At 66.5% G+C, this 19,298-nt stretch carries 19 protein-coding genes and 1 tRNA gene; 17 read left to right on the top strand and 3 right to left on the bottom strand.

The features are described from left to right. The first annotated feature begins 79 nt into the window (after positions 1-79). From E3O65_RS03365 to ndk, 5 genes are all read left to right on the top strand, one after another. Positions 80-658 (top strand): TetR/AcrR family transcriptional regulator, encoded by a 579-nt coding sequence (locus E3O65_RS03365; RefSeq protein WP_241985643.1) that lies wholly within the window; start codon positions 80-82, stop codon positions 656-658. A 268-nt stretch (positions 659-926) separates the two neighbouring features. Next, a complete protein-coding gene (gene ileS, locus E3O65_RS03360; RefSeq protein WP_134362341.1) occupies positions 927-4,364 on the top strand; it encodes an isoleucine--tRNA ligase in 3,438 nt (1,145 codons plus the stop codon). After that, positions 4,357-5,784, top strand: a complete 1,428-nt coding sequence (locus E3O65_RS03355; RefSeq protein ID WP_134362340.1) for a bifunctional folylpolyglutamate synthase/dihydrofolate synthase — start codon at positions 4,357-4,359, stop codon at positions 5,782-5,784. Before ileS ends, E3O65_RS03355 begins: the two co-directional genes overlap by 8 nt. Next, positions 5,781-6,170, top strand: coding sequence for a DUF4233 domain-containing protein (locus E3O65_RS03350; protein ID WP_166785639.1), 390 nt, complete (start codon positions 5,781-5,783; stop codon positions 6,168-6,170). The genes E3O65_RS03355 and E3O65_RS03350 overlap by 4 nt, the downstream gene beginning before the upstream one ends. Beyond that, on the top strand, positions 6,167-6,589 hold the full coding sequence (gene ndk, locus E3O65_RS03345; RefSeq protein WP_134362338.1) for a nucleoside-diphosphate kinase: 423 nt from the start codon (positions 6,167-6,169) through the stop codon (positions 6,587-6,589). The genes E3O65_RS03350 and ndk overlap by 4 nt, the downstream gene beginning before the upstream one ends. A 181-nt stretch (positions 6,590-6,770) precedes the next feature. Here ndk and E3O65_RS03340 read toward each other — a convergent pair whose 3' ends face one another. Continuing rightward, a complete protein-coding gene (locus E3O65_RS03340; protein WP_241985642.1) occupies positions 6,771-7,370 on the bottom strand; it encodes a vitamin K epoxide reductase family protein in 600 nt (199 codons plus the stop codon). A 279-nt stretch (positions 7,371-7,649) separates the two neighbouring features. Here E3O65_RS03340 and E3O65_RS03335 point away from each other — a divergent pair, with 279 nt between their 5' ends. Then, positions 7,650-10,436 (top strand): Rne/Rng family ribonuclease, encoded by a 2,787-nt coding sequence (locus E3O65_RS03335; protein WP_134362336.1) that lies wholly within the window; start codon positions 7,650-7,652, stop codon positions 10,434-10,436. An 89-nt stretch (positions 10,437-10,525) separates the two neighbouring features. Here E3O65_RS03335 and E3O65_RS03330 read toward each other — a convergent pair whose 3' ends face one another. Next, on the bottom strand, positions 10,526-10,816 hold the full coding sequence (locus E3O65_RS03330; protein ID WP_134362335.1) for a DUF4031 domain-containing protein: 291 nt from the start codon (positions 10,814-10,816) through the stop codon (positions 10,526-10,528). Positions 10,817-11,007: 191 nt separating this feature from the next. On the opposite strand from E3O65_RS03330, the gene rplU reads away from it, so the two are divergent. From rplU to E3O65_RS03275, 11 genes are all read left to right on the top strand, one after another. Then, the gene (rplU, locus tag E3O65_RS03325; protein WP_104103412.1) at positions 11,008-11,316 is read left to right on the top strand and encodes a 50S ribosomal protein L21; all 309 of its coding nucleotides are present in this window, start codon (positions 11,008-11,010) and stop codon (positions 11,314-11,316) included. 19 nt (positions 11,317-11,335) lie between these two features. Continuing rightward, positions 11,336-11,593: a 50S ribosomal protein L27 gene (gene rpmA / locus E3O65_RS03320; protein WP_104169636.1), complete on the top strand. Its 258-nt coding sequence runs from the start codon at positions 11,336-11,338 to the stop codon at positions 11,591-11,593. Positions 11,594-11,768: 175 nt separating this feature from the next. Then, entirely contained in the window at positions 11,769-13,349 is a 1,581-nt protein-coding gene (gene obgE, locus E3O65_RS03315) for a GTPase ObgE (RefSeq protein ID WP_134362334.1), read from the top strand. After that, positions 13,346-14,155, top strand: a complete 810-nt coding sequence (gene proB, locus E3O65_RS03310) for a glutamate 5-kinase (RefSeq protein ID WP_134362333.1) — start codon at positions 13,346-13,348, stop codon at positions 14,153-14,155. The genes obgE and proB (E3O65_RS03310) overlap by 4 nt, the downstream gene beginning before the upstream one ends. Then, complete coding sequence (gene proB / locus E3O65_RS03305; RefSeq protein ID WP_134362332.1) at positions 14,152-14,934, top strand: glutamate 5-kinase; 783 nt, start codon at positions 14,152-14,154, stop codon at positions 14,932-14,934. Before proB (E3O65_RS03310) ends, proB (E3O65_RS03305) begins: the two co-directional genes overlap by 4 nt. 9 nt (positions 14,935-14,943) lie before the next feature. Then, on the top strand, positions 14,944-16,206 hold the full coding sequence (locus tag E3O65_RS03300; RefSeq protein ID WP_134362331.1) for a glutamate-5-semialdehyde dehydrogenase: 1,263 nt from the start codon (positions 14,944-14,946) through the stop codon (positions 16,204-16,206). Positions 16,207-16,271: 65 nt separating this feature from the next. Next, positions 16,272-16,472 (top strand): hypothetical protein, encoded by a 201-nt coding sequence (locus E3O65_RS03295; RefSeq protein WP_174722256.1) that lies wholly within the window; start codon positions 16,272-16,274, stop codon positions 16,470-16,472. Positions 16,473-16,487: 15 nt separating this feature from the next. Then, positions 16,488-17,090 carry a nicotinate-nucleotide adenylyltransferase gene (nadD, locus tag E3O65_RS03290; protein ID WP_277870408.1) on the top strand — a complete coding sequence of 201 codons (603 nt, stop codon included), beginning with the start codon at positions 16,488-16,490 and terminating at the stop codon, positions 17,088-17,090. A 137-nt stretch (positions 17,091-17,227) separates the two neighbouring features. Further along, entirely contained in the window at positions 17,228-18,118 is an 891-nt protein-coding gene (locus E3O65_RS03285) for a hypothetical protein (RefSeq protein WP_134362328.1), read from the top strand. A 40-nt stretch (positions 18,119-18,158) separates the two neighbouring features. Beyond that, positions 18,159-18,536 carry a ribosome silencing factor gene (rsfS, locus tag E3O65_RS03280; protein WP_134362327.1) on the top strand — a complete coding sequence of 126 codons (378 nt, stop codon included), beginning with the start codon at positions 18,159-18,161 and terminating at the stop codon, positions 18,534-18,536. Between the two features lie 72 nt (positions 18,537-18,608). Further along, positions 18,609-18,684 (top strand) — tRNA-Ala (locus tag E3O65_RS03275). A 135-nt stretch (positions 18,685-18,819) separates the two neighbouring features. Here the strand turns inward: E3O65_RS03275 and E3O65_RS03270 are convergent. Beyond that, positions 18,820-19,041 (bottom strand): DUF1653 domain-containing protein, encoded by a 222-nt coding sequence (locus E3O65_RS03270; RefSeq protein ID WP_134362326.1) that lies wholly within the window; start codon positions 19,039-19,041, stop codon positions 18,820-18,822. Between the last annotated feature and the right edge of the window lie 257 nt (positions 19,042-19,298).

Here is a 19,298-nt window from a genome sequence, read left to right as displayed (position 1 = left end):
CCCCATCGTAGAACACCGTAATGACCTGCCCGATCACGGACCAAGGCGGCCCGGGCGGCCCCGTGGATCCTCGCGGGCGATGCTCGAAGAGGCTTCCGCTGAACTGTTCCTCGAACAGACGTATGCGGGCACCACGATCCTGCAGATCACCCGGCGCGCGGGCGTCAGCCGGGCCACTTTCTTCAACTACTTCGCAGCCAAGAGCGACCTGCTCTGGGTGGACGTCGACGCCGGCCTGGCCGGATTCCCGGTCGCGCTCGAGGAGTGCGCTGACGCGGCGGGGCGCACGCAGGCCGTGGACACCGTGGAGCGGGCGCTGCTACAGGTCTGCGCCGCCTTCGGTCCGGGTCATGTGCCCTGGGCGCTCACCCAGTACGAACTCATGGGCACGGCCGGCGAGCTGGAGGCATCCGCCCTGTCTCGCTTCATGGCTCAGGCGTCGCTGGTCACGCGCTTCACCGGGGCGCGCATGGGCCCCGGCAGCGAACTCGCCAGCCGGGCCTTCGCCATGGCCGTTCTGGCCGCCGCCGCTGCCGCCGCCGGAGTCTGGGCCCGCACCGGGGTCAACCGTGGAGCGCTGGCGACGTATGTCGGCGCCGCGATCGCACCCGTCTGCGCGGGATATCGGTCGACACACCCCGGAGTCGACGCGGGGTAGAATCATCGTGCATGACTGTGATCCGGCCATCACCGGTGAGTCTTCGGAAGAACGGAAGCCACTTCGCGGTGGTTCCCAGTAGAACCGAACGGGTCGGGCCCGTCACAGCCTCAGAACAAGCGGTTTTCCGAGGTTCCGGCCCCGGAAAGCAAGCGAGGTGGTACCGCGGCGAGTCCCATTCGGAGTCGGCGTCCTCGTGGAACAGGGGCAGATCCGCGCTCTTCCATCAACGGAAGAGCAGCGCCTGCCCGACTCGTCCAGGAGAAACATGACGTACCCCCAAGGCCAGCAATCCGGTTCGGCAGACCAGCAGCCCGCCGGCATCGTGCCCTCGCCGAACTTCCCCGGGATCGAAACCGACGTGCTCGCGTTCTGGCAGAACGACGGCACCTTCCAGGCGTCGATCGAGAACCGAGCGGGTGCCCCCGAGTGGGTCTTCTACGACGGCCCGCCCTTCGCCAACGGGCTGCCCCACTACGGCCACCTGCTCACCGGGTACGCGAAGGACCTGTTCCCGCGCTTCCAGACCATGCGCGGAAAGCAGGTGCACCGTCGCTTCGGCTGGGACACGCACGGTCTGCCGGCCGAGCTTGAAGCCGAACGTGAACTCGGCATCACCGACAAGAGCGAGATCGAGAAGATGGGTATCGGCGCGTTCAACGCCGTCGCCCGCAGTTCGGTGCTCAAATACACCAAGGTGTGGCAGGAATACGTCACCCGCCAGGCGCGCTGGGTCGACTTCGAGAACGACTACAAGACCCTCGACATCACCTTCATGGAATCCGTGATCTGGGCTTTCAAACGACTGCACGACAAGGGCCTGGCCTACGAGGGCTACCGGGTGCTGCCGTACTGCTGGCGCGACCAGACACCGCTGTCCAACCACGAACTGCGCATGGACGACGACGTCTACAAGATGCGCCAGGATCAGACCGTCACGGTCACCTTCCCCCTGGTGGGTGCCAAGGCCGAGGCCCTCGGACTGACCGCCGTGCGCGCCCTCGCCTGGACGACCACCCCGTGGACGCTCCCGACGAACCTGGCGCTCGCAGTTGGCCCCGAGATCGTCTACGCCGTCGTTCCGGCCGGGCCGAACGGCACCCCGGATGCGACCGTGCTGCGGGAAAGCCTCGCGGCATCCGTCACTGCCACCGAGGTTCTCGGGGCCGAGTACCTGATCGCGATCGACCTCGTCGGCAACTATGCCAAAGACCTCGGCTACGACTCGGCGGCCGACGCTGTCACTGCCGTGTCGCGCACCGTTCTCGGCGCCGACCTCGAGGGTGTCGCCTACGACCGCCTGTTCGACTACTACGCCGACACCGCGGTCTGGGGCACCCAGAATGCCTGGATCATCGTCGTGGCCGACTATGTCACGACCGCGGATGGCACCGGCATCGTGCACCAAGCGCCCGCCTATGGCGAGGAAGACCAGAAGATCTGTGAGGCCGCCGGCATCCCGGTGATCATCTCGCTCGACGCGGGCGGAAAATTCCTCACCGACGTGCCCGAGGTGGCCGGCCAACTCTGGAGCGATGCCAACAAGCCACTCACGCAGCTGATCAAGAACGAGGGGCGACTGCTCCGCCAGGCCAGCTACGAGCACTCGTATCCGCACTGCTGGCGTTGCCGCAACCCGCTGATCTACAAGGCCGTGTCGAGCTGGTTCGTGCGCGTCACTGATTTCCGCGACCGTATGGTCGACCTCAATCAGGACATCAACTGGGTGCCGGAGAACGTCAAGGACGGCCAGTTCGGCAAGTGGATCGGCAACGCCCGCGACTGGTCTATCAGCCGCAACCGGTACTGGGGTTCACCGATCCCGGTCTGGAAGAGCGACAACCCCGACTACCCGCGCATCGATGTCTACGGTTCGCTGGACGAGCTCGAGGCCGACTTCGGCGTGCGCCCCACCGACCTGCACCGGCCCTACATCGACGAGCTCACCCGCCCGAACCCCGACGATCCCACCGGACAGTCCACCATGCGGCGCATCACGGATGTGCTCGACGTGTGGTTCGATTCCGGATCGATGCCTTTCGCCCAGGTGCACTACCCGTTCGAGAACGCCGACTGGTTCGACAGCCACAACCCGGCCGACTTCATCGTCGAGTACATCGGGCAGACCCGCGGCTGGTTCTACATGCTGCACACGCTCTCCACCGCACTGTTCGACCGCCCGGCGTTCAAGAATGTGGTCAGCCACGGAATCGTGCTCGGCAACGACGGACAGAAGATGTCCAAGTCGCTGCGCAACTACCCCGACGTCAACGAGGTCTTCGACCGTGACGGCTCGGATGCCATGCGTTGGTTCCTGATGAGCTCCTCCGTGCTGCGCGGAGGCAACCTGATCGTCACCGAGGAGGGCATCCGTGAGGGTGCCCGCCAGGTCATGCTCCCGCTCTGGAGCACCTGGTACTTCTTCTCCCTCTACGCCAACGCATCCGGCGAGAACGGCTACGACGCCAGCTGGCGCACCGACTCCACCGACGTGCTCGACCGGTACCTGTTGGCCAAGACCCGAGACCTGATCGTGCAGGTCGCGGCGGACCTGGAGGCCCTCGACAGCACCCAGGCGACCTCCCGGCTCCGGGACTTCGCCGACGTGCTCACCAACTGGTACGTGCGCCGCTCGCGGGACCGCTTCTGGGCCGGCGCTTCGACCGGCACGACGGCGGGCACCGAGGCCTTCGATACGCTGTACACCGTGCTCGAGACCGTGACCCGGGTGGCCGCGCCGATGCTCCCGCTCATCACCGAGCGCATCTGGAAGGGGCTCACCGGTGGTCGCAGCGTGCACCTGACCGACTGGCCCGACGCCGCCCTCTTCCCGGCGGACGCCTCGCTTGTCTCCGCCATGGACCAGGTACGCACGATCAGCTCCACCGTTCTCTCGCTGCGCAAGCAGGCCGGGCTGCGCGTGCGTCTCCCGCTGGCCTCCCTCACGGTCGTCACCGCCGACACCGCCGCCCTGGCCCCGTTCGAAGGAATCCTGCGCGACGAGTTGAACGTCAAGAGCGTGCGCCTCGTCGAGCTGGCCGACGACAGTGCCGGCGACTACGGGATCACCTCCCGGCTCACCGTGAACGCCCGGGCCGCCGGCCCGCGCCTCGGCAAGCAGGTGCAGCACGTCATCAAGGCCGCCCGCGCCGGCGACTGGATCGAGAGAGACGGCGTCGTCACCGCTGGCGGCGTCGATCTGGCCGCGGGGGAGTACGAACTCGTGCTGCAGACCGGTCCCGCCGTCGCCACCGACGAGGCCCCGACAGCGGATGCCCCGGCCCTGGCGCTCCTCTCCGGTGGCGGTTTCGTGCTGCTCGAGACGCAGACCACGCCCGAACTCGAGGCCGAGGGCTTCGCCCGCGACCTCATCCGGGCCGTGCAGGACACCCGCAAGTCGGCCGGATTCGAGGTGAGCGACCGCATCCGTCTCGACCTCGTCTTCTACTCTGACGCTGATGCCGCCACCTTCACCCTGGCCCCGGGCGTCGACGTGGCCGCGGAGACCTTGTCGACCCGGTTCACCACGCATGTGGCGGCCGAGGTCTCCGACGACAGCCGGGAGTTCGGGCTGCCGTCCGAATGGCTGCAGAGCCTGGTCGGCTTCCCCGTCGAGCACTATGTACTCTTCGCCGCTGGGCAATACGCCAACCGGGGGACCATCCTGGTCGCCGTCGCCCGAGAGAACGGACTGGTCCATGTCTGAATCGAAGAAACCTGACTCCTCCAAGTCCGGACCGAAAAAGTCGGAGTCGAAGACGTCGCGCCAGCCGTCCGAGGCCGGTCGCGAGGCCGGCGACGCCGTCTTCGCCGCACTCCTCACCCGGGTGGGCGAGGGATCGCCGAAGCCGCGCCTGGCTCCGACCCGGCGGGCGCTGGAACTGCTGGGCGACCCGCAGACCGTGTATCCGCTGATCCACGTCACCGGAACGAACGGCAAGACCAGCACGAGCCGCATGATTGAGAGCATTGTGCGCGCCTACGGGCTGCGTACCGGACTGATGACCAGCCCGCATCTGGTGCGGCTGAACGAGCGAATCGTGATCGACGGGGAGCCCATCACCGATGAGGCCCTGGCCGCGAATTGGGCCGACATCGAGCCCTTCCTGCACATGGTCGACGCTGAGCTGGTGGCCGTCGGCGACGACGCGCTGACGTTCTTCGAGGCGCTCACCGTGCTCGCCTTCGCGTGCTTCGCCGATGCCCCCGTCGATGTGGCCGTGGTTGAGGTCGGCATGGGTGGCGAATGGGATTCCACCAACGTCGCCGACGGTCAGGTGGCCGTGTTCACGCCCATCGCCCTCGACCACACCCTGCGACTGGGTGCCACCATCGCCGAGATCGCACGCACCAAGGCCGGCATCATCAAGCCGTCCGCCGCCGTGGTCTCCGCCCGGCAGACCGAGGCTGCACAGGCCGAGCTCGAGCGTGCTGTGGAGCTGACCGAGTCGACTCTGGCCGGTGAGGGTGAGGACTACTCCCTGCTCAGCAGCCAGGTGGCCGTGGGCGGGCAGCTCATTTCCGTGCGCGGCCTGGCCGGCACCTACGCCGACCTGTTCCTTCCTCTGTACGGCACGCACCAGGCCGAGAACGCGGCAGTGGCGATCGTCGCCGTAGAGTCGTTCCTCGGGTCGGGCGCGACCGCGCTCTCCTTCGAGCTGGTCGAGGAGGGGCTCGCGCAGGTCACCTCGCCCGGACGCCTGCAGCTGGTCGGCATCGAACCGACCGTGCTGGTGGATGCCGCGCACAATCCCCACGGCGCCACGGCGCTCAGTGCGGCGCTGGCCGACTACTTCGACTTCGACGAGATCGTGGCCGTGGTGGGCATCCTCGCCGACAAGGACGCGACCGGCATCATCGCCGCACTCGCGCCCAGGATCACGCGGTTCCACGTCACGCAGTCGCAGTCGGAGCGCGCCATCGGTGTCGACGACCTCGCCGACCTGGTGGCCGGCATCGGCAGCGAGGAGAGCACCATCCGGTTCGACGACCTCGGCCAAGCGCTCGACTCCGCGCGGGAATGGGCCCTGGAGGCACCTAAGCGCGCTGTGATCGTGACCGGCTCGATCACACTCGTCGGGGAGGCCATCACTCTGGCCGACGCCCGGGAATGGCTGGCGAAATGACCCCCGCACCTCGGTCGGTCAAACGTACGCTCGCGACGATCGTGCTCGGCTTCGAGGTTATCGTGGTGGCCCTCGCCGCCCTCGTGATCTTCGGCCTTGGGGCGCTGCCGCCGTTGCCGGCCCTCGGTGGGGGCGCCGTGCTGGGCCTCCTCATGGTGGCGGTGCTGGCCCTGCTCCGCTACGAGTGGGCCTATGTCGCCGGCTGGATCCTGCAGCTGATCATGGTGGCGGCCGGTTTCCTCAACCCGGCCATGTTCTTCGTCGGCGGCATGTTCGCGGCCATGTGGGCGTATTGCATGATCTCCGGTTCCCGGATCGACAACCAGAACACACAGTTCAACTCGAACAACGAGAACAACGAGAACAACGAGAAAGAGAAATCATGAGCACTCAGGTCCAGGAAACTCTTGTATTGGTCAAACCGGATGGTGTTGCCCGCAACCTCTCCGGCGAGATCCTCCGTCGCATCGAGCAGAAGGGGTACTCCCTCGTCGATGCGAAGCTCGTTCAGGCCGACCGGTCCCTTTTGGCCGAGCACTACGCCGAACACCAGGGCAAGCCGTTCTTCGAACCCCTCGTCGAATTCATGGAAAGCGGCCCGATCCTCGTGTTGCGCATCGCCGGCGAACGCGTGATCGAGGGCTTCCGCTCCCTGGCCGGCACGACTGACCCCACCGCCGCCGCTCCCGGCACCATCCGCGGCGATTTCGGCCGCGACTGGGGCACAAAGGTTCAGCAGAACCTCGTGCACGGCTCCGACTCGCCCGAGTCCGCCGCCCGCGAGCTTGCCCTCTGGTTCTCCTGAGCCCCGGTCACTGCTCCCTCACGGGCGAAGCCCCACGCCCGGCGCACAGCCAATTCCACGGAAATTTTCGGTCGAATACCCGTTTTTGAGTCACAACGTGCCGTTGAGAGCAAGATCTCCGTCGAATTTGTTCGGGGGAGCTGCTGCAGGGCCTCGGCTGCGGTTGCGGGGACTTACCTACCTAGAGGCGGTGCAGGAAGTCCATTTCCAGCTGGGCGATGACGGCGGCCAGCAGGTAGCACACGATCGTGATCACGACGATCCAGGAGTAGGCGGTCGCCGCCATGCGGCGCACGGCGGGGGAGGCAGGCAGGTTGCCCGCCGTGAGGTTGTGCAGGGTCACGGCCAGGAACATCGGGATGGTGATCGTCCAGGTCACCATGCACCACGGGCAGAGCACGTCAAGCACGAAGAAGCTCTGGGCCATCAGCCAGATCACGAAGGCGAGGGCCCCGGTGAGGCCCACGTTCAGGGCGACCCAGAACCAGCGTGAGAACTGCGCACCAGCCAATATCGCGGCGCCGATGGTGATGACGACCGTCCAAGCCATCAGCCCGATCAGCGGGTTCGGAAAGCCCAGGATGGCGCCCTGCCAGGAACCGAGGTTGGTGCTGCAACCCACCAGCACGCTGAAGTTGCAGGACAGCTGGGCCTGCGGATCCTCCAGGATTGCGAACTTGTCCAGGGTGAGCAGGAACGCCGCGGTGAGGGCGATCGCACCCCCGATGATGAAGAAAACGGCGAGCCCGATGGGGCGCTTGACAGGCTCGGTGTGATGCACCATCGGATTATGTCATGTGCCTCGCACGTGTTCCTGAGAATGCATGCGATAATCGAAACAGTCGCTCGAGCCGCGCTCGAGCTGACGCCAGAGAAGGCTTAATGGGCCGTAAATGCCCAGATTCATTGGTCCCACGACCAAAGGTATTAGCAACCAGAGCCATGAGCCGGTTGCGAACGAAGAGGATTCCCGAGGGTTTCGCGCAAGCGTGATCCTCCCACGAGAGAGTAGCCGGATGGGTGGCGCGGTCGCCCAACCCGGTCAAGGAGCGCACCAGTAATGGTGGAAGACAACGAAAACATCAAAAAACGCAAGGGTTTGTTCGGCACTCGACGCACCGCGAGGCGTGCTGCCGCGCCCGTGAAAATCACGGAAGCCGTGCCCGCCGACGTGAAGGCGGCCGATTCGCTCGTCCCGCCGGCGACGACCGAGGCGGTCGCAGCGATGCCGCCGATCCCCGTCCACACCGATGACGCCGTGACCGGGCCGGCTGCAGCCGGTCCGTTCGGCGGAGCCCTCCACACAGAACAGGACGCAGCCGTGGAAACGACGCAGCCGCCCACCCCGCCCACCGACACGCTTCGTCGCCCGTCGACTTCGCTGGTGTTCCAGGCCCCGGTCATCCTGCCTCTGCCGGCCCGCACCGGCGATCGCCGGGACAGCACGCGCCAGGACTCGCGCCAGGACAACCGTCCCGATCAGCGTCAGGACCACGATGACGAGGGCGACGACTCGTCGACGGTCCGCCGTCGCGCTCGTCGCCGCACCGGCGACGAGAACCGGTCCGGATCCGACGACCCGGCGAACACCGTCGTACGCGTGCGCACTCCCCGCGAACCCGAGCTGATCACCGAACCCCAGCGCATCAAGGGGTCTACCCGGCTCGAGGCCAAGAAACAGCGCCGTCGAGACGGCCGGGACGCCGGACGTCGCCGCCCGGTGATCACCGAGGCCGAATTCCTCGCCCGCCGTGAATCCGTCGACCGGGTCATGGTCGTGCGGGCCAAGCACAACAAGATCCAGATCGGCGTTCTTGAAGACGGGGTGCTGGTCGAGCACTACGTGGCCAAGAACCAGGATGCGTCGCTGATCGGCAACGTCTACCTGGGCAAGGTGCAGAATGTGCTTCCGAGCATGGAGGCTGCCTTCGTCGACATCGGACGCGGCCGAAACGCTGTGCTCTACTCCGGCGAGGTCGACTGGGAAGCCGCCGCCGAGAACTCGGGCAACAGTGGCCAGGCTCGCCGCATCGAGCTCGCGCTCAAGCCAGGCGACAAGGTCCTCGTGCAGGTCACCAAGGACCCGATCGGCCACAAGGGGGCCCGCCTCACCAGCCAGGTGTCGCTCCCCGGCCGCTATCTCGTCTACGTGCCGAACGGGTCGATGAACGGCATCAGCCGCAAGCTGCCCGACACCGAGCGCGCACGCCTGAAGAAGATCCTCAAGGAGGTCCTGCCCGAGAACGTGGGCGTCATCGTGCGCACCGCGGCCGAGGGTGCCACCGATGAGCAGCTCACACTCGACGTGAACCGGCTCACCTCGCAGTGGGCATCCATTGCCAAGCAGGTCGACACGGTTCAGGCCCCTGCCCTGTTGCACAGCGAGCCTGACCTTCTGATCAAGATCGTGCGGGATGTCTTCAACGAGGACTTCCAGAAGATGGTCATCTCCGGCGAAGAGTCCCGCGAGGTCATCGAGGCCTACCTGCGTCAGGTCGCACCGGACCTGGTCGAGCGCGTCGAACGCTACGAGGGCGAGAACGACGCCTTTGACGAGTACCGCATCTCGGAGCAGATCGAGAAGGCCCTCGACCGCAAGGTCTGGCTGCCGTCCGGTGGATCCCTCGTGATCGACCGCACCGAGGCCATGACCGTCGTCGACGTCAACACCGGCAAGTTTGTCGGTTCGGGCGGAAACCTGGAGGAGACCGTCACCAAGAACAACCTCGAGGCTGCCGAGGAGATCGTGCGCCAGCTGCGCCTGCGCGACATCGGCGGCATCATCGTGGTCGACTTCATCGACATGGTTCTGGAAACCAACCGCGACCTCGTGCTGCGCCGCATGCTCGAATGCCTGAGCCGCGACCGCACCAAGCACCAGGTGGCCGAGGTCACCTCGCTCGGCCTTGTGCAGATGACCCGCAAGAAACTCGGCCTCGGACTCCTGGAATCCTTCAGCGAGAACTGTGAGGCCTGCGCCGGGCGCGGCATCGTCATCCACCACGACCCGGTGCTCAAGCACCGTCAGACCGCCCAGCCGGCGATGGAGCGTCGCCCGCGCACGAAGTCGGGCAACAATTCAGGCGGCGACAACGGCAACGGGTACCGCAGCGGCGGAAATGGCAGCGGCCACAACGGCGGCAATGCCGGTGGTACCGCGAACGCACCCCAGGCCGAGGTTGGTAAGGCGGGCCACGGCACGCACGGCATCACCGAGGACGCCAAGCACGCTCTTGCACTGATTGCCGCGCGCACCATCCCGCGCGCGCTGACCGGTTCGATCCCCATCGTCCGGGTGCCTCAGGAGGCGGCGGAGGCACCGACGACATCCGTTCAGATCGATTCCGCACCGGCGGCCACTGTGGCAGTCCACGCGGGCTCAGCCCCGGCCGATCCGATCGAGACGGTCCTGACCGAGCCGACCGCCTCCGAGACGACGGCCCCGCCGGCGCGCCGCAGCCGCCGGGCATCCTCGACCACCCGACAGCGTCCCGCGGCTCCCGTCGTGGACCCGCAGGCCCAGGCCGGGCAGGCGCTGGCCGAGCCCCTCGTGATCGAGCTGCCCGCTCCGGTCAGGTCTGCTCGGTCCGAGGCCGCCGAGTCCGGCCCTGACGACGAGTCGGTCGCCATCCTGGACATCCCGGTCAAGAAGTCCTCACGCAGCCGCCGCACGGTCAGCAAGCAGGTCACGGACCAGCTGCTGGACTCGGTGCTGGACTCCCTGCCCGAGCCCAAGCAGCCCGGCCAGGGGCGATCGCGCAGCCGTCGGGTGACGACGGCCGGAGGATCCACCGGATCTGCCCAGCCGATCGTGACGTCGGCGTCGTCGTCGGAGCCGCAGCAGTAACGATCCAATCTCCCGGGCGACCGATGGTGTGAGGGGCCGTCGGGCCGCTCGGCCGCCGGTCGCCCGTCTCCACTGACGGTGCCGCGACGTCAGGGTGTCGGGGGATCGGTGCGGGCAGCCCGCTCGCGTGCGCTCACCCGCAGGCCGCTGGAGCGCAGTCGGAGCACCAGATCCCGATTGCCCACCGGATGCGCCCCTGCGGCCACCAGTGTCGCGTGCAGGCGTTCGGGCACGTCGTAGTGATCCAGGTCGAAGCCGCGCCGGGGGATGCCGTTGGCCGCCGCGAACGCGTGCAGTTCGGCCAGGGACGAGTCGCTGACAAGATGGCACCAGAGCGTGCCGTGCGCGGGCCACATGGGCTGGTCGATCAACACGCTCATCGTCAGAGTCTATGGTCGGCCCTCGGTTTGACCGCTGCAGAATGATCGGCTAACGTTGACTTTTGGTGTGCGATGGGCCTTTGCCTCCGCGATCACCGAGGTTTTCTGAAAGCGACGGGCCGACTTGGTCTGTTCAAAGCAGTAACTTTCCATCACGGGGCCTCACGGCTCCCCAGAGATAGGTACGTAACGTGGTTTACGCAGTTGTGCGCGCCGGTGGGCGGCAGGAAAAGGTAGAGGTCGGAACCATCGTCACGATGGACCGGATCAAAGCCAACAAGGACGGCAACGTCGAGCTGGCCGCTGTGCTTCTCGTCGACGGCGACACGATCACCTCTGACTCGCAGTCACTGGCCAAGATCACGGTTACCGCCGAGGTCTTGAACGACCTCCGTGGTCCGAAGATCGTCATCCAGAAGTTCAAGAACAAGACCGGGTACAAGAAGCGTCAGGGGCACCGTCAGGAGCTCACTCGCGTTCAGGTTACCGGCATCGCCTAGGCCCTGAGGAGCAGAACAGATGGCACATAAAAAAGGCGCGAGTTCCACTCGCAACGGTCGCGACTCCAACGCCCAGCGCCTCGGCGTGAAGCGCTTCGGCGGTCAGGTTGTCAGCGCGGGCGAGATCATCGTTCGTCAGCGTGGCACCCACTTCCACCCCGGCGTCAATGTCGGCCGTGGTGGCGACGACACGCTCTTCGCTCTCGAGCCCGGCTCGGTTGAGTTCGGCGCCAAGGGCGGCCGCAAGGTCGTCAACATCGTGGTGGCGGCCGCGTAGGCATCCACTTCGGTAAGCGTGAGGGCGGGCTTCGGCTCGCCCTTTGCGTGTTTCAGGGCTGCAGGTTCCTGATCGCAGCACAGTCAGGCAGCTCCACGTACTACAGCCCCTCGTCTCCACCGCACCACCGTTTTGGCGTCACCGAGTTTGTTTGCCACCTGAAAGGGGCACCCCCATGGCCACGTTTGTTGACCACGTCACTCTTCACCTGCGAGCAGGCAACGGAGGAAACGGATGTGTCTCCGTCAAGCGTGAGAAGTTCAAGCCTCTCGCCGGTCCCGACGGCGGCAACGGCGGAAGCGGTGGCGATATCGTGCTCGTCGCCGACCCCAACGTGACCACCCTCCTCGGGTATCACCGTTCCCCGCACCGCAGCTCCGCGAACGGCGGTCCCGGCATGGGCGACCACCGCGCCGGTTTCGGCAGCGAGTTGATGGAACTGGCCGTGCCGCTCGGTACCGTGGTGAAGGACGCCGAGGGCAACGAGCTTGCCGACATGACCGAACCGGGCTTCCGCATCGTCGTCGCTCCCGGCGGCCAGGGCGGGCTCGGCAACGCCGCCCTCGCCTCGCTCAAGCGCAAGGCCCCCGGCTTCGCCCTCCTCGGCACCTACGGCTGGGAAGGCGATATCCAGCTCGAGCTCAAGACCGTGGCGGATGTCGCGCTCGTCGGCTATCCGTCGGCCGGCAAGTCCAGCCTGATCGCGGCCATCTCGGCCGCCCGCCCCAAGATCGCGGACTACCCGTTCACGACCCTGCACCCCAACCTGGGCGTCGTGGACGCCGGGGAGGTGCGCTACACCGTAGCGGACGTGCCCGGCCTGATCGAGGGTGCCAGCGAAGGCAAGGGGCTCGGACTCGAGTTCCTGCGCCACGTGGAGCGCTGCACGGCTCTGCTGCACATCCTCGATTGCGCCACGCTCGACCCCGACCGTGACCCGCTCAGTGACCTCGACGTCATCCTTGGCGAACTCGCCGCCTACCCGGTTCCGGATGGCCAGAAGCCGCTCCTCGAGCGACCTCAGCTGATCGCCCTGAACAAGATCGACGTTCCAGAGGGCCGCGAGCTCGCCGATTTCGTGAAGCCCGACCTTGAGGCCCGCGGATACCGCGTGTTCGAGATCTCAACCGTCAGTCACGAGGGTCTCAAGCAGCTCAACTACGCGCTGGCCGAGACCGTCGAAGCCGGCCGGGTCGAAGCCGCCGCTGCGCAGGCCGTCAAGCCCCGCATCGTCATCCGCCCGAAGCCCGTCGACGACAGCGGTTTCGTCGTCAAAGTCGAGGGCGGCTCGTTCGGCAACATCTACCGCATCATCGGCACCAAGCCTGAGCGCTGGGTGCAGCAGACGGACTTCAAGAACGACGAGGCCGTCGGCTTCCTGGCGGACCGCCTGGCCAAACTCGGCATCGAGAACGAGCTGTTCAAGGCCGGAGCGATAGCCGGCTCCACGGTGATCATCGGTCCGGGCAACGGCGTGGTCTTCGACTGGGAGCCCACCCTGACCTCCACGGCTGAACTGATCACTGCCCCGCGAGGCACTGACACCCGGCTGGACGACTCCAAGCGACGCACGAGCAACGAGCGGCGCGAAGAGTACTTCGGTCGGATGGACGCCAAGGCGGCCGCCCGCGCCGAACTCATCCGCGAACGCGAGGCCGGCATGTGGTCCACGGGCGAGGAGGAGTACAACGGAGACACCCTCACGGGCGATGGTTCCGTCCCGGTGTCGCCCCGCAAGGAGAGCACCACGGAATGAGCAACCGCGCCCGCGCTCAGGTTGCCTCCGCTCGACGCATTGTGGTGAAGGTCGGGTCCTCGTCGATCAGCGGCGACAACTCGGGCCAGATCGCGCCCCTGATCGAGGCCCTGGCGGAGGCCCACGGGCGCGGTGTCGAGGTGGTGCTGGTGTCCAGTGGTGCCGTGGCGAGCGGCATGGACTACCTGAACCTCGATGAGCGGCCGGGCGACCTGGCCACGCAGCAGGCGGCCGCATCCGTGGGTCAGAACGTGCTCACGGCCCGGTATCAGGAGACCCTCGACCGCTACGGCATCGCCGCGGGTCAGGTTCTCCTGACTGAGGGAGATCTCCTCAACGAACCGCACCGCAGCAATACGCGGCGCGCGGTCAACCGGCTGCTCGACCTGCGCATCATTCCGATCGTGAACGAAAACGATACGGTTGCCACCTACGGGCTGCGTTTCGGCGACAACGACCGGCTCGCAGCCATGCTCTCGGTCCTGATTCGGGCCGACCTGCTGCTGCTACTCAGCGACGTGGATGCCCTCTACACCAAGCCTCCGCATCTGCCGGGCGCGGAATCCATCGACTTCATCGGCTTCGACCAAGAGCTCGAGGGCATGGAATTCACCGCCAACAAGGGTGCCGGCGTCGTCGGTACCGGCGGCGCGACCACCAAGGTGAAGGCGGCCCGCCTCGCCGCGTCCGCCGGAACGGCCGTCCTCGTCACCGCAACGAGCCTGGCAGCGGGGGCCCTGGACGGCGGCAACTGCGGCACCTGGTTTGAGCCGATGCCGACCGCGCCCGGCCGAGCCCTGCTGTGAGCGTGCTGGGTCGACACGAGATCGCGTCAGCGGCGCGCATCGTCGTCAAGGTCGGCTCGTCGTCGATCAGCGGTGCGAACATCGGGCAGATCGCGCCGCTCGTCGACGCCCTGGCGGCAGCACACGGTCGCGGAGCAGAGATCGTGCTGGTCTCCTCCGGCGCCATCGCCACCGGCATGCCATACCTGCAGCTCGATGAACGACCCACCGACCTGGCCACCCAGCAGGCTGCGGCATCCGTGGGTCAGAACCTGCTCATCTTCCGTTACCAGGATAGTCTCGACCGGTACGACATCGTCGCCGGTCAGGTGCTGCTCACAGCCGGCGATTTGGAGAACCCCGCGCACCGCGGCAACGCCCACCGGGCGATGGATCGGCTCCTCGGCCTGCGTATTCTGCCGATCGTCAACGAGAACGACACCGTTGCGACTCATGAGATCCGCTTCGGCGACAACGACCGGCTCGCGGCTCTGGTCGCAACGCTGATCCAGGCCGACCTGCTCGTGCTGCTCAGCGACGTCGATGCCCTGTATACGCGCGCGCCGCACCTGCCGGGCGCCGAACGCATCGACCACGTCGCCTCCGGCGATTGGTTGCCGGGCGTGGAGTTCGGCGGCAGCCGATCGGGAGTGGGAACCGGGGGCGCCGGAACCAAGGTGTCGGCCGCCCGAATCGCGGCCGAGGCAGGCACCGCGGTACTGGTCACTTCGACCGGCCTGGTGGCCGAGGCGCTCCGCGGGGACAAAGTTGGAACCTGGTTCGAGCCCGCCCTCCCGTAAACTACCGAGATGCTGCAGACTGACTCACCTCAGATCACTCCGATCCTCGAAGCCGCCCGCACCGCCGCCCGCACCCTGGCAACGACGCCGACCGGGCTGAAGAACCAGGCCCTGCACGGCATCGCCGGCACTTTGCGTGCAAGCGTGACCGAGATTGTGGCCGCCAACGCCCTGGACCTCGCCGTCGGCGCCGCGGGGGGTCTGTCCACGGGAATGCTCGACCGGCTCAGCCTCGATCCGGCGCGTATCAACGCCCTCGCGGACGCCGTGCTGGAGATCAGCCTGCTCACCGACCCCGTCGGTGAGGTCGTGCGCGGTTCCAGCCTGCCGAACGGCGTGCGGATCAGCCAGGTCCGGGTGCCTTTCGGTGTGGTCGGTGTGATCTACGAGGCGCGCCCGAACGTCACGGTCGACATCGCGGCCATCGCACTGAAGAGCGGTAACGCGGTTGTGCTGCGCGGCGGATCCGCCGCCGAGAACACCAACCGGGTGCTCGTGGGGTTGCTCCAGAACGCGATCGAGCAGGCCGGCCTGCCCGTGGCATCCGTTCAGACCATCGACCATTTCGGCCGCCCGGGGGCCACTGAGCTGATGCAGGCGCGTGGCTACGTCGATGTTCTGATCCCGAGGGGGAGTGCCGGCCTCATTCAGGCGGTCGTCACCCAGTCGACCGTTCCGGTGATCGAGACCGGGGCGGGCGTCGTGCACATCTTCCTCGACGAAACGGCCGACTTCCAGTGGGCGGTGGACATCGTGCACAACTCGAAGGTGCAGCGTCCCAGCGTCTGCAACGCCCTCGAGACCCTCCTCGTGCACCGGGCCGCGGCAGGGCGCCTCTTGCCGGCTGTCCTGGCGAAGCTCGCCGAGTCCGGAGTCGTCCTACACGGCGACGAGCGGGTCCGAGAGATCTATCCGGCGGCCGTTCCGGCCACCGAGGAGGACTGGGCGACCGAGTACATGGGCCTCGAGCTGGCCGTCGCGGTCGTCGATTCCCTCGACGAGGCGATCGCGCACATCCGTCGCTATTCCACCGGCCATACCGAGTCGATCATCACCAACGACATCGTCAACGCCGACCGATTCCTCGGCGAAGTCGACTCCGCGGCCGTGATGGTCAACGCCTCGACCCGCTTCACAGACGGCGGGGAGTTCGGTTTCGGCGCCGAGGTGGGCATCTCGACCCAGAAACTGCACGCCCGCGGCCCCATGGGCCTGCCCGAGCTCACCAGCACGAAGTGGATCGTGCGCGGCTCCGGCCAGGTGCGCGGGTAGGCCCCCGCTAGGATGGTCTACCGTGGCGCTTGCATACTGTTCTGTGTCCCTGAATGGAGAACCCCATGTCGTTTCTGACCCTTGTGCTGACTGAGACCGCGCACGTCGCCCTGCCCATGCCGACGTACCTCTACGGCCTCGTCGGCCTGGTCGTCTTCGCCGCGCTGGGCTTCGTCGTCTGGTCCTACCGGGACGTCGCAAACCGTCACCAGGCCAAGGCGAAAGCCTACGCCGACGCCCGCGGCGGCGCGCGCAGCGACCACTAAACGATCGGACCCACCATCGATACTCCCGGGGTCCGACCACCGCGCATCGGCGTGATGGGTGGAACATTCGACCCCATCCACCACGGGCACCTGGTGGCTGCCAGCGAGGTGGCGCAGAGCTTCGACCTCGACGAGGTCATCTTCGTGCCGACCGGCCAGCCGTGGCAGAAGGCGGATGTGACCGAGAGCGAACATCGCTATCTCATGACCGTCATCGCCACCGCGTCCAATCCCCGCTTCACCGTGAGCCGCGTCGACATCGATCGCACCGGGCCCACGTACACGATCGACACTCTCCGGGATCTGCACGCCGAGCGGCCGGAGGCCGACCTGTTCTTCATCACCGGCGCCGACGCCATGGGTCAGATCCTCGGCTGGAAAGACGTGCAGGAGCTCTGGGACCTGGCCCATTTTGTGGCTGTGAGTCGCCCGGGACACGAGCTCAGTATTTCGGGATTGCCCAACCAGGACGTAAGCTTATTGGAGGTTCCGGCTCTGGCCATCTCGTCCACTGACTGCCGGGAACGTGTGAACCGGGGATTCCCGGTCTGGTATCTGGTCCCCGACGGGGTCGTCCAGTACATCTCAAAGCATCATCTGTATCGGAGTGTGGCATGACGTTGGGTAACAACCCGCAGCCACTGACGCGGCGGCAAGCGCGCGAATTGGCGAATGGGCTCGATCATGCTGCCACCGATTCGGCTGCCCCCGTCGCGACGCCGATTACGGATTCCCCGGTCAAGCCGGATTCCGCAATGCCGACTCCTGTCGTCTCCGCCTTCGCCCCGCGCCCGGCCGGGAGCAGGCACACTGCTGATATCGCACTCGAGCACACCCTGTCCCGCCGCGAACTGCGAGCCCTGCACGCGTCGCAGTCCGTTGAGACCGATGAGCACGTGCCACGCCAGGACGCTCCCAACGAGACCTCGGCGGCGGCGGTTCCCGCTTCGGCGCCCGCGCCCGCTGCCTTCTCCACACCAGCCTTCGAGGCGACCCCGAGCGCTCATCCGTTTGCCATTGACGCGCTGCACGTTCCCGCCCTGCACGTTCCGGCGTCGCCGGCCAAGGTGGATCCGCCGGTCGAGTTCATGATCGAGGCCACCCCGCGCACCAAGGTCAAGGCCCGTCCCGGTGTGCTTCATCCGCCGGTTGGTCACTGGTCTCTGGCGCGCGACGAGGTCGACGACCGCCTTCCCGGCGTGACCCAGGTCGAGCCCTTCGATCAGATCGTGGCCCGAGGCATCAGCGCCGGCGGCATTCCCACCACGACGAACGCCCTTATGCTTCCCTCCATCCCGCACCAGGGATCCACGTCCGGTCCGCTTTCGAGCACCGGCGAGATCATGGTCACCGGATCCATCGATCTGCCACGAAGCCTCGGTTCCACCGGCGCGCTGCCGAACCTGTTCGACTCGTCCGACATGGACCACATGCTCGACCAACTCGACGAGGGTGGCCACCACAGTGACGTGGCCCCAGTCAGCGCGAGTCGCGCCGTCAGCACTCACGCCTCGACCCGGGGTGTCATGGCCCCGCCGGTCAAACGCGGCGTGACCGTGCCTGCCGTGCTGACCGTCACGGCGGGTGTTCTCGCCTTCGGCGTTCTGGCCCTGTTCGTGGCCGGCTACGTCTTGAATATCTTCTAGTGCCATCCATTTCGCTTTTACTAACTCAGGGATTCATTCGATGACCGCTTCTGCCCATGCTCTCGAGCTCCTCAAGGTGGCCGCCGCCGCCGCAGACTCGAAAGCGGGGGAGGACCTCGTCGCAATCGACGTATCCAATCCCCTTCCACTCACCGACATCTTCCTCATCGTCACCGGCCGCTCCGAGCGCAACGTGGTTGCCATCGCCGGGGAGATCGAGGACAAGATGACCGAAGCCGGGCACAAGCCGCTTCGCCGCGAGGGTCGCGCTGAGGGTCGCTGGGTCCTGGTCGACTTCGGCGACCTCGTCGTGCACATCTTCCACGAGGAAGAGCGCGTGTACTACTCGCTCGAGCGCCTCTGGAAAGACTGCCCGGTCATTCCCATCGAGCTCCCGGCCCACGAGGCCGTTGAGTAGCGGTGGTCAGTAGCAGGCTAAACATGTAGTAGCCTAGAGAAGTTGTTTCGGGGAAATTCCGAAACACAATCTGGGTCCGTGGCGCAGCTGGTAGCGCACCTGCATGGCATGCAGGGGGTCAGGGGTTCGAATCCCCTCGGATCCACCAGGCAGTTCACAACATAGAACAGGCCCCGACTTCGGTCGGGGCCTGTTCTATTTCCACCGGTCCTGTCCGGCCGAAACAGCTCGTTTTCGGGGCAGCACAGCTCGTTTCACGTCAGCACCGGGGCGCGGCGATCGGCTAGTCAACGCCGCCTATCAGGGTGAAGCGGGGAACCTGTTCTCCGTCGATGCTGACGGTTTCCGCGAACATGGACAGGGGGCGCACCCACAGCCCCCGCTCCCCGTACAGCGGGGTATAGACCACCAGTTGCTCCTCAGTCTCCGAATGCCGGGCGACGCCGAGCACCTCGTACTCGTTGCCTTTGTAGTGCCGGTATCTTCCGATTGCGATCTCATCCATGATGGCGCTGACTCTAAACGCGTTCGTCTGGCTTTCCAAAACAGCCCCTGTGCGCCTGGATGGCAGCTGCCGGAGCCCGACTTGTCCGCCCTGGTGGTGCGCCGGGGCAGGGCTGACTCTCGGGGTCACAGGAAACGGAACGATGGCCGATCAAACAGATTGAGTCCTCGCCGAAAGGCGGCCGGCGAAGCAGTAGGAATACCTGCATAGGCCGGATGTTGTGGTGCTCGGCCTCTCGCCAGGCGGGGTGCTGATGG

The sequence above is a fragment of the Cryobacterium breve genome (genome assembly GCF_004402375.1).
GTDB lineage: Bacteria > Actinomycetota > Actinomycetes > Actinomycetales > Microbacteriaceae > Cryobacterium > Cryobacterium breve.
Note: the sequence above shows the minus strand (reverse complement) of the source record. Positions and strands in the feature narration are given on the sequence as shown.

Excerpts from the sequence above, each read along its gene's own strand:
- E3O65_RS03295 (WP_174722256.1), top strand. The coding sequence starts at position 16,272 with ATGTCGTTTCTGACCCTTGTGCTGACTGAGACCGCGCACGTCGCCCTG.
- obgE (WP_134362334.1), top strand. The coding sequence starts at position 11,769 with ATGGCCACGTTTGTTGACCACGTCACTCTTCACCTGCGAGCAGGCAAC.
- E3O65_RS03355 (WP_134362340.1), top strand. The coding sequence starts at position 4,357 with ATGTCTGAATCGAAGAAACCTGACTCCTCCAAGTCCGGACCGAAAAAG.
- E3O65_RS03300 (WP_134362331.1), top strand. The coding sequence starts at position 14,944 with ATGCTGCAGACTGACTCACCTCAGATCACTCCGATCCTCGAAGCCGCC.
- E3O65_RS03350 (WP_166785639.1), top strand. The coding sequence starts at position 5,781 with ATGACCCCCGCACCTCGGTCGGTCAAACGTACGCTCGCGACGATCGTG.
- rpmA (WP_104169636.1), top strand. The coding sequence starts at position 11,336 with ATGGCACATAAAAAAGGCGCGAGTTCCACTCGCAACGGTCGCGACTCC.
- E3O65_RS03335 (WP_134362336.1), top strand. The coding sequence starts at position 7,650 with ATGGTGGAAGACAACGAAAACATCAAAAAACGCAAGGGTTTGTTCGGC.
- E3O65_RS03365 (WP_241985643.1), top strand. The coding sequence starts at position 80 with ATGCTCGAAGAGGCTTCCGCTGAACTGTTCCTCGAACAGACGTATGCG.
- E3O65_RS03330 (WP_134362335.1), bottom strand. The coding sequence starts at position 10,816 with ATGAGCGTGTTGATCGACCAGCCCATGTGGCCCGCGCACGGCACGCTC.
- ndk (WP_134362338.1), top strand. The coding sequence starts at position 6,167 with ATGAGCACTCAGGTCCAGGAAACTCTTGTATTGGTCAAACCGGATGGT.
- rsfS (WP_134362327.1), top strand. The coding sequence starts at position 18,159 with ATGACCGCTTCTGCCCATGCTCTCGAGCTCCTCAAGGTGGCCGCCGCC.
- E3O65_RS03285 (WP_134362328.1), top strand. The coding sequence starts at position 17,228 with ATGCCGACTCCTGTCGTCTCCGCCTTCGCCCCGCGCCCGGCCGGGAGC.
- E3O65_RS03270 (WP_134362326.1), bottom strand. The coding sequence starts at position 19,041 with ATGGATGAGATCGCAATCGGAAGATACCGGCACTACAAAGGCAACGAG.
- ileS (WP_134362341.1), top strand. The coding sequence starts at position 927 with ATGACGTACCCCCAAGGCCAGCAATCCGGTTCGGCAGACCAGCAGCCC.
- proB (WP_134362333.1), top strand. The coding sequence starts at position 13,346 with ATGAGCAACCGCGCCCGCGCTCAGGTTGCCTCCGCTCGACGCATTGTG.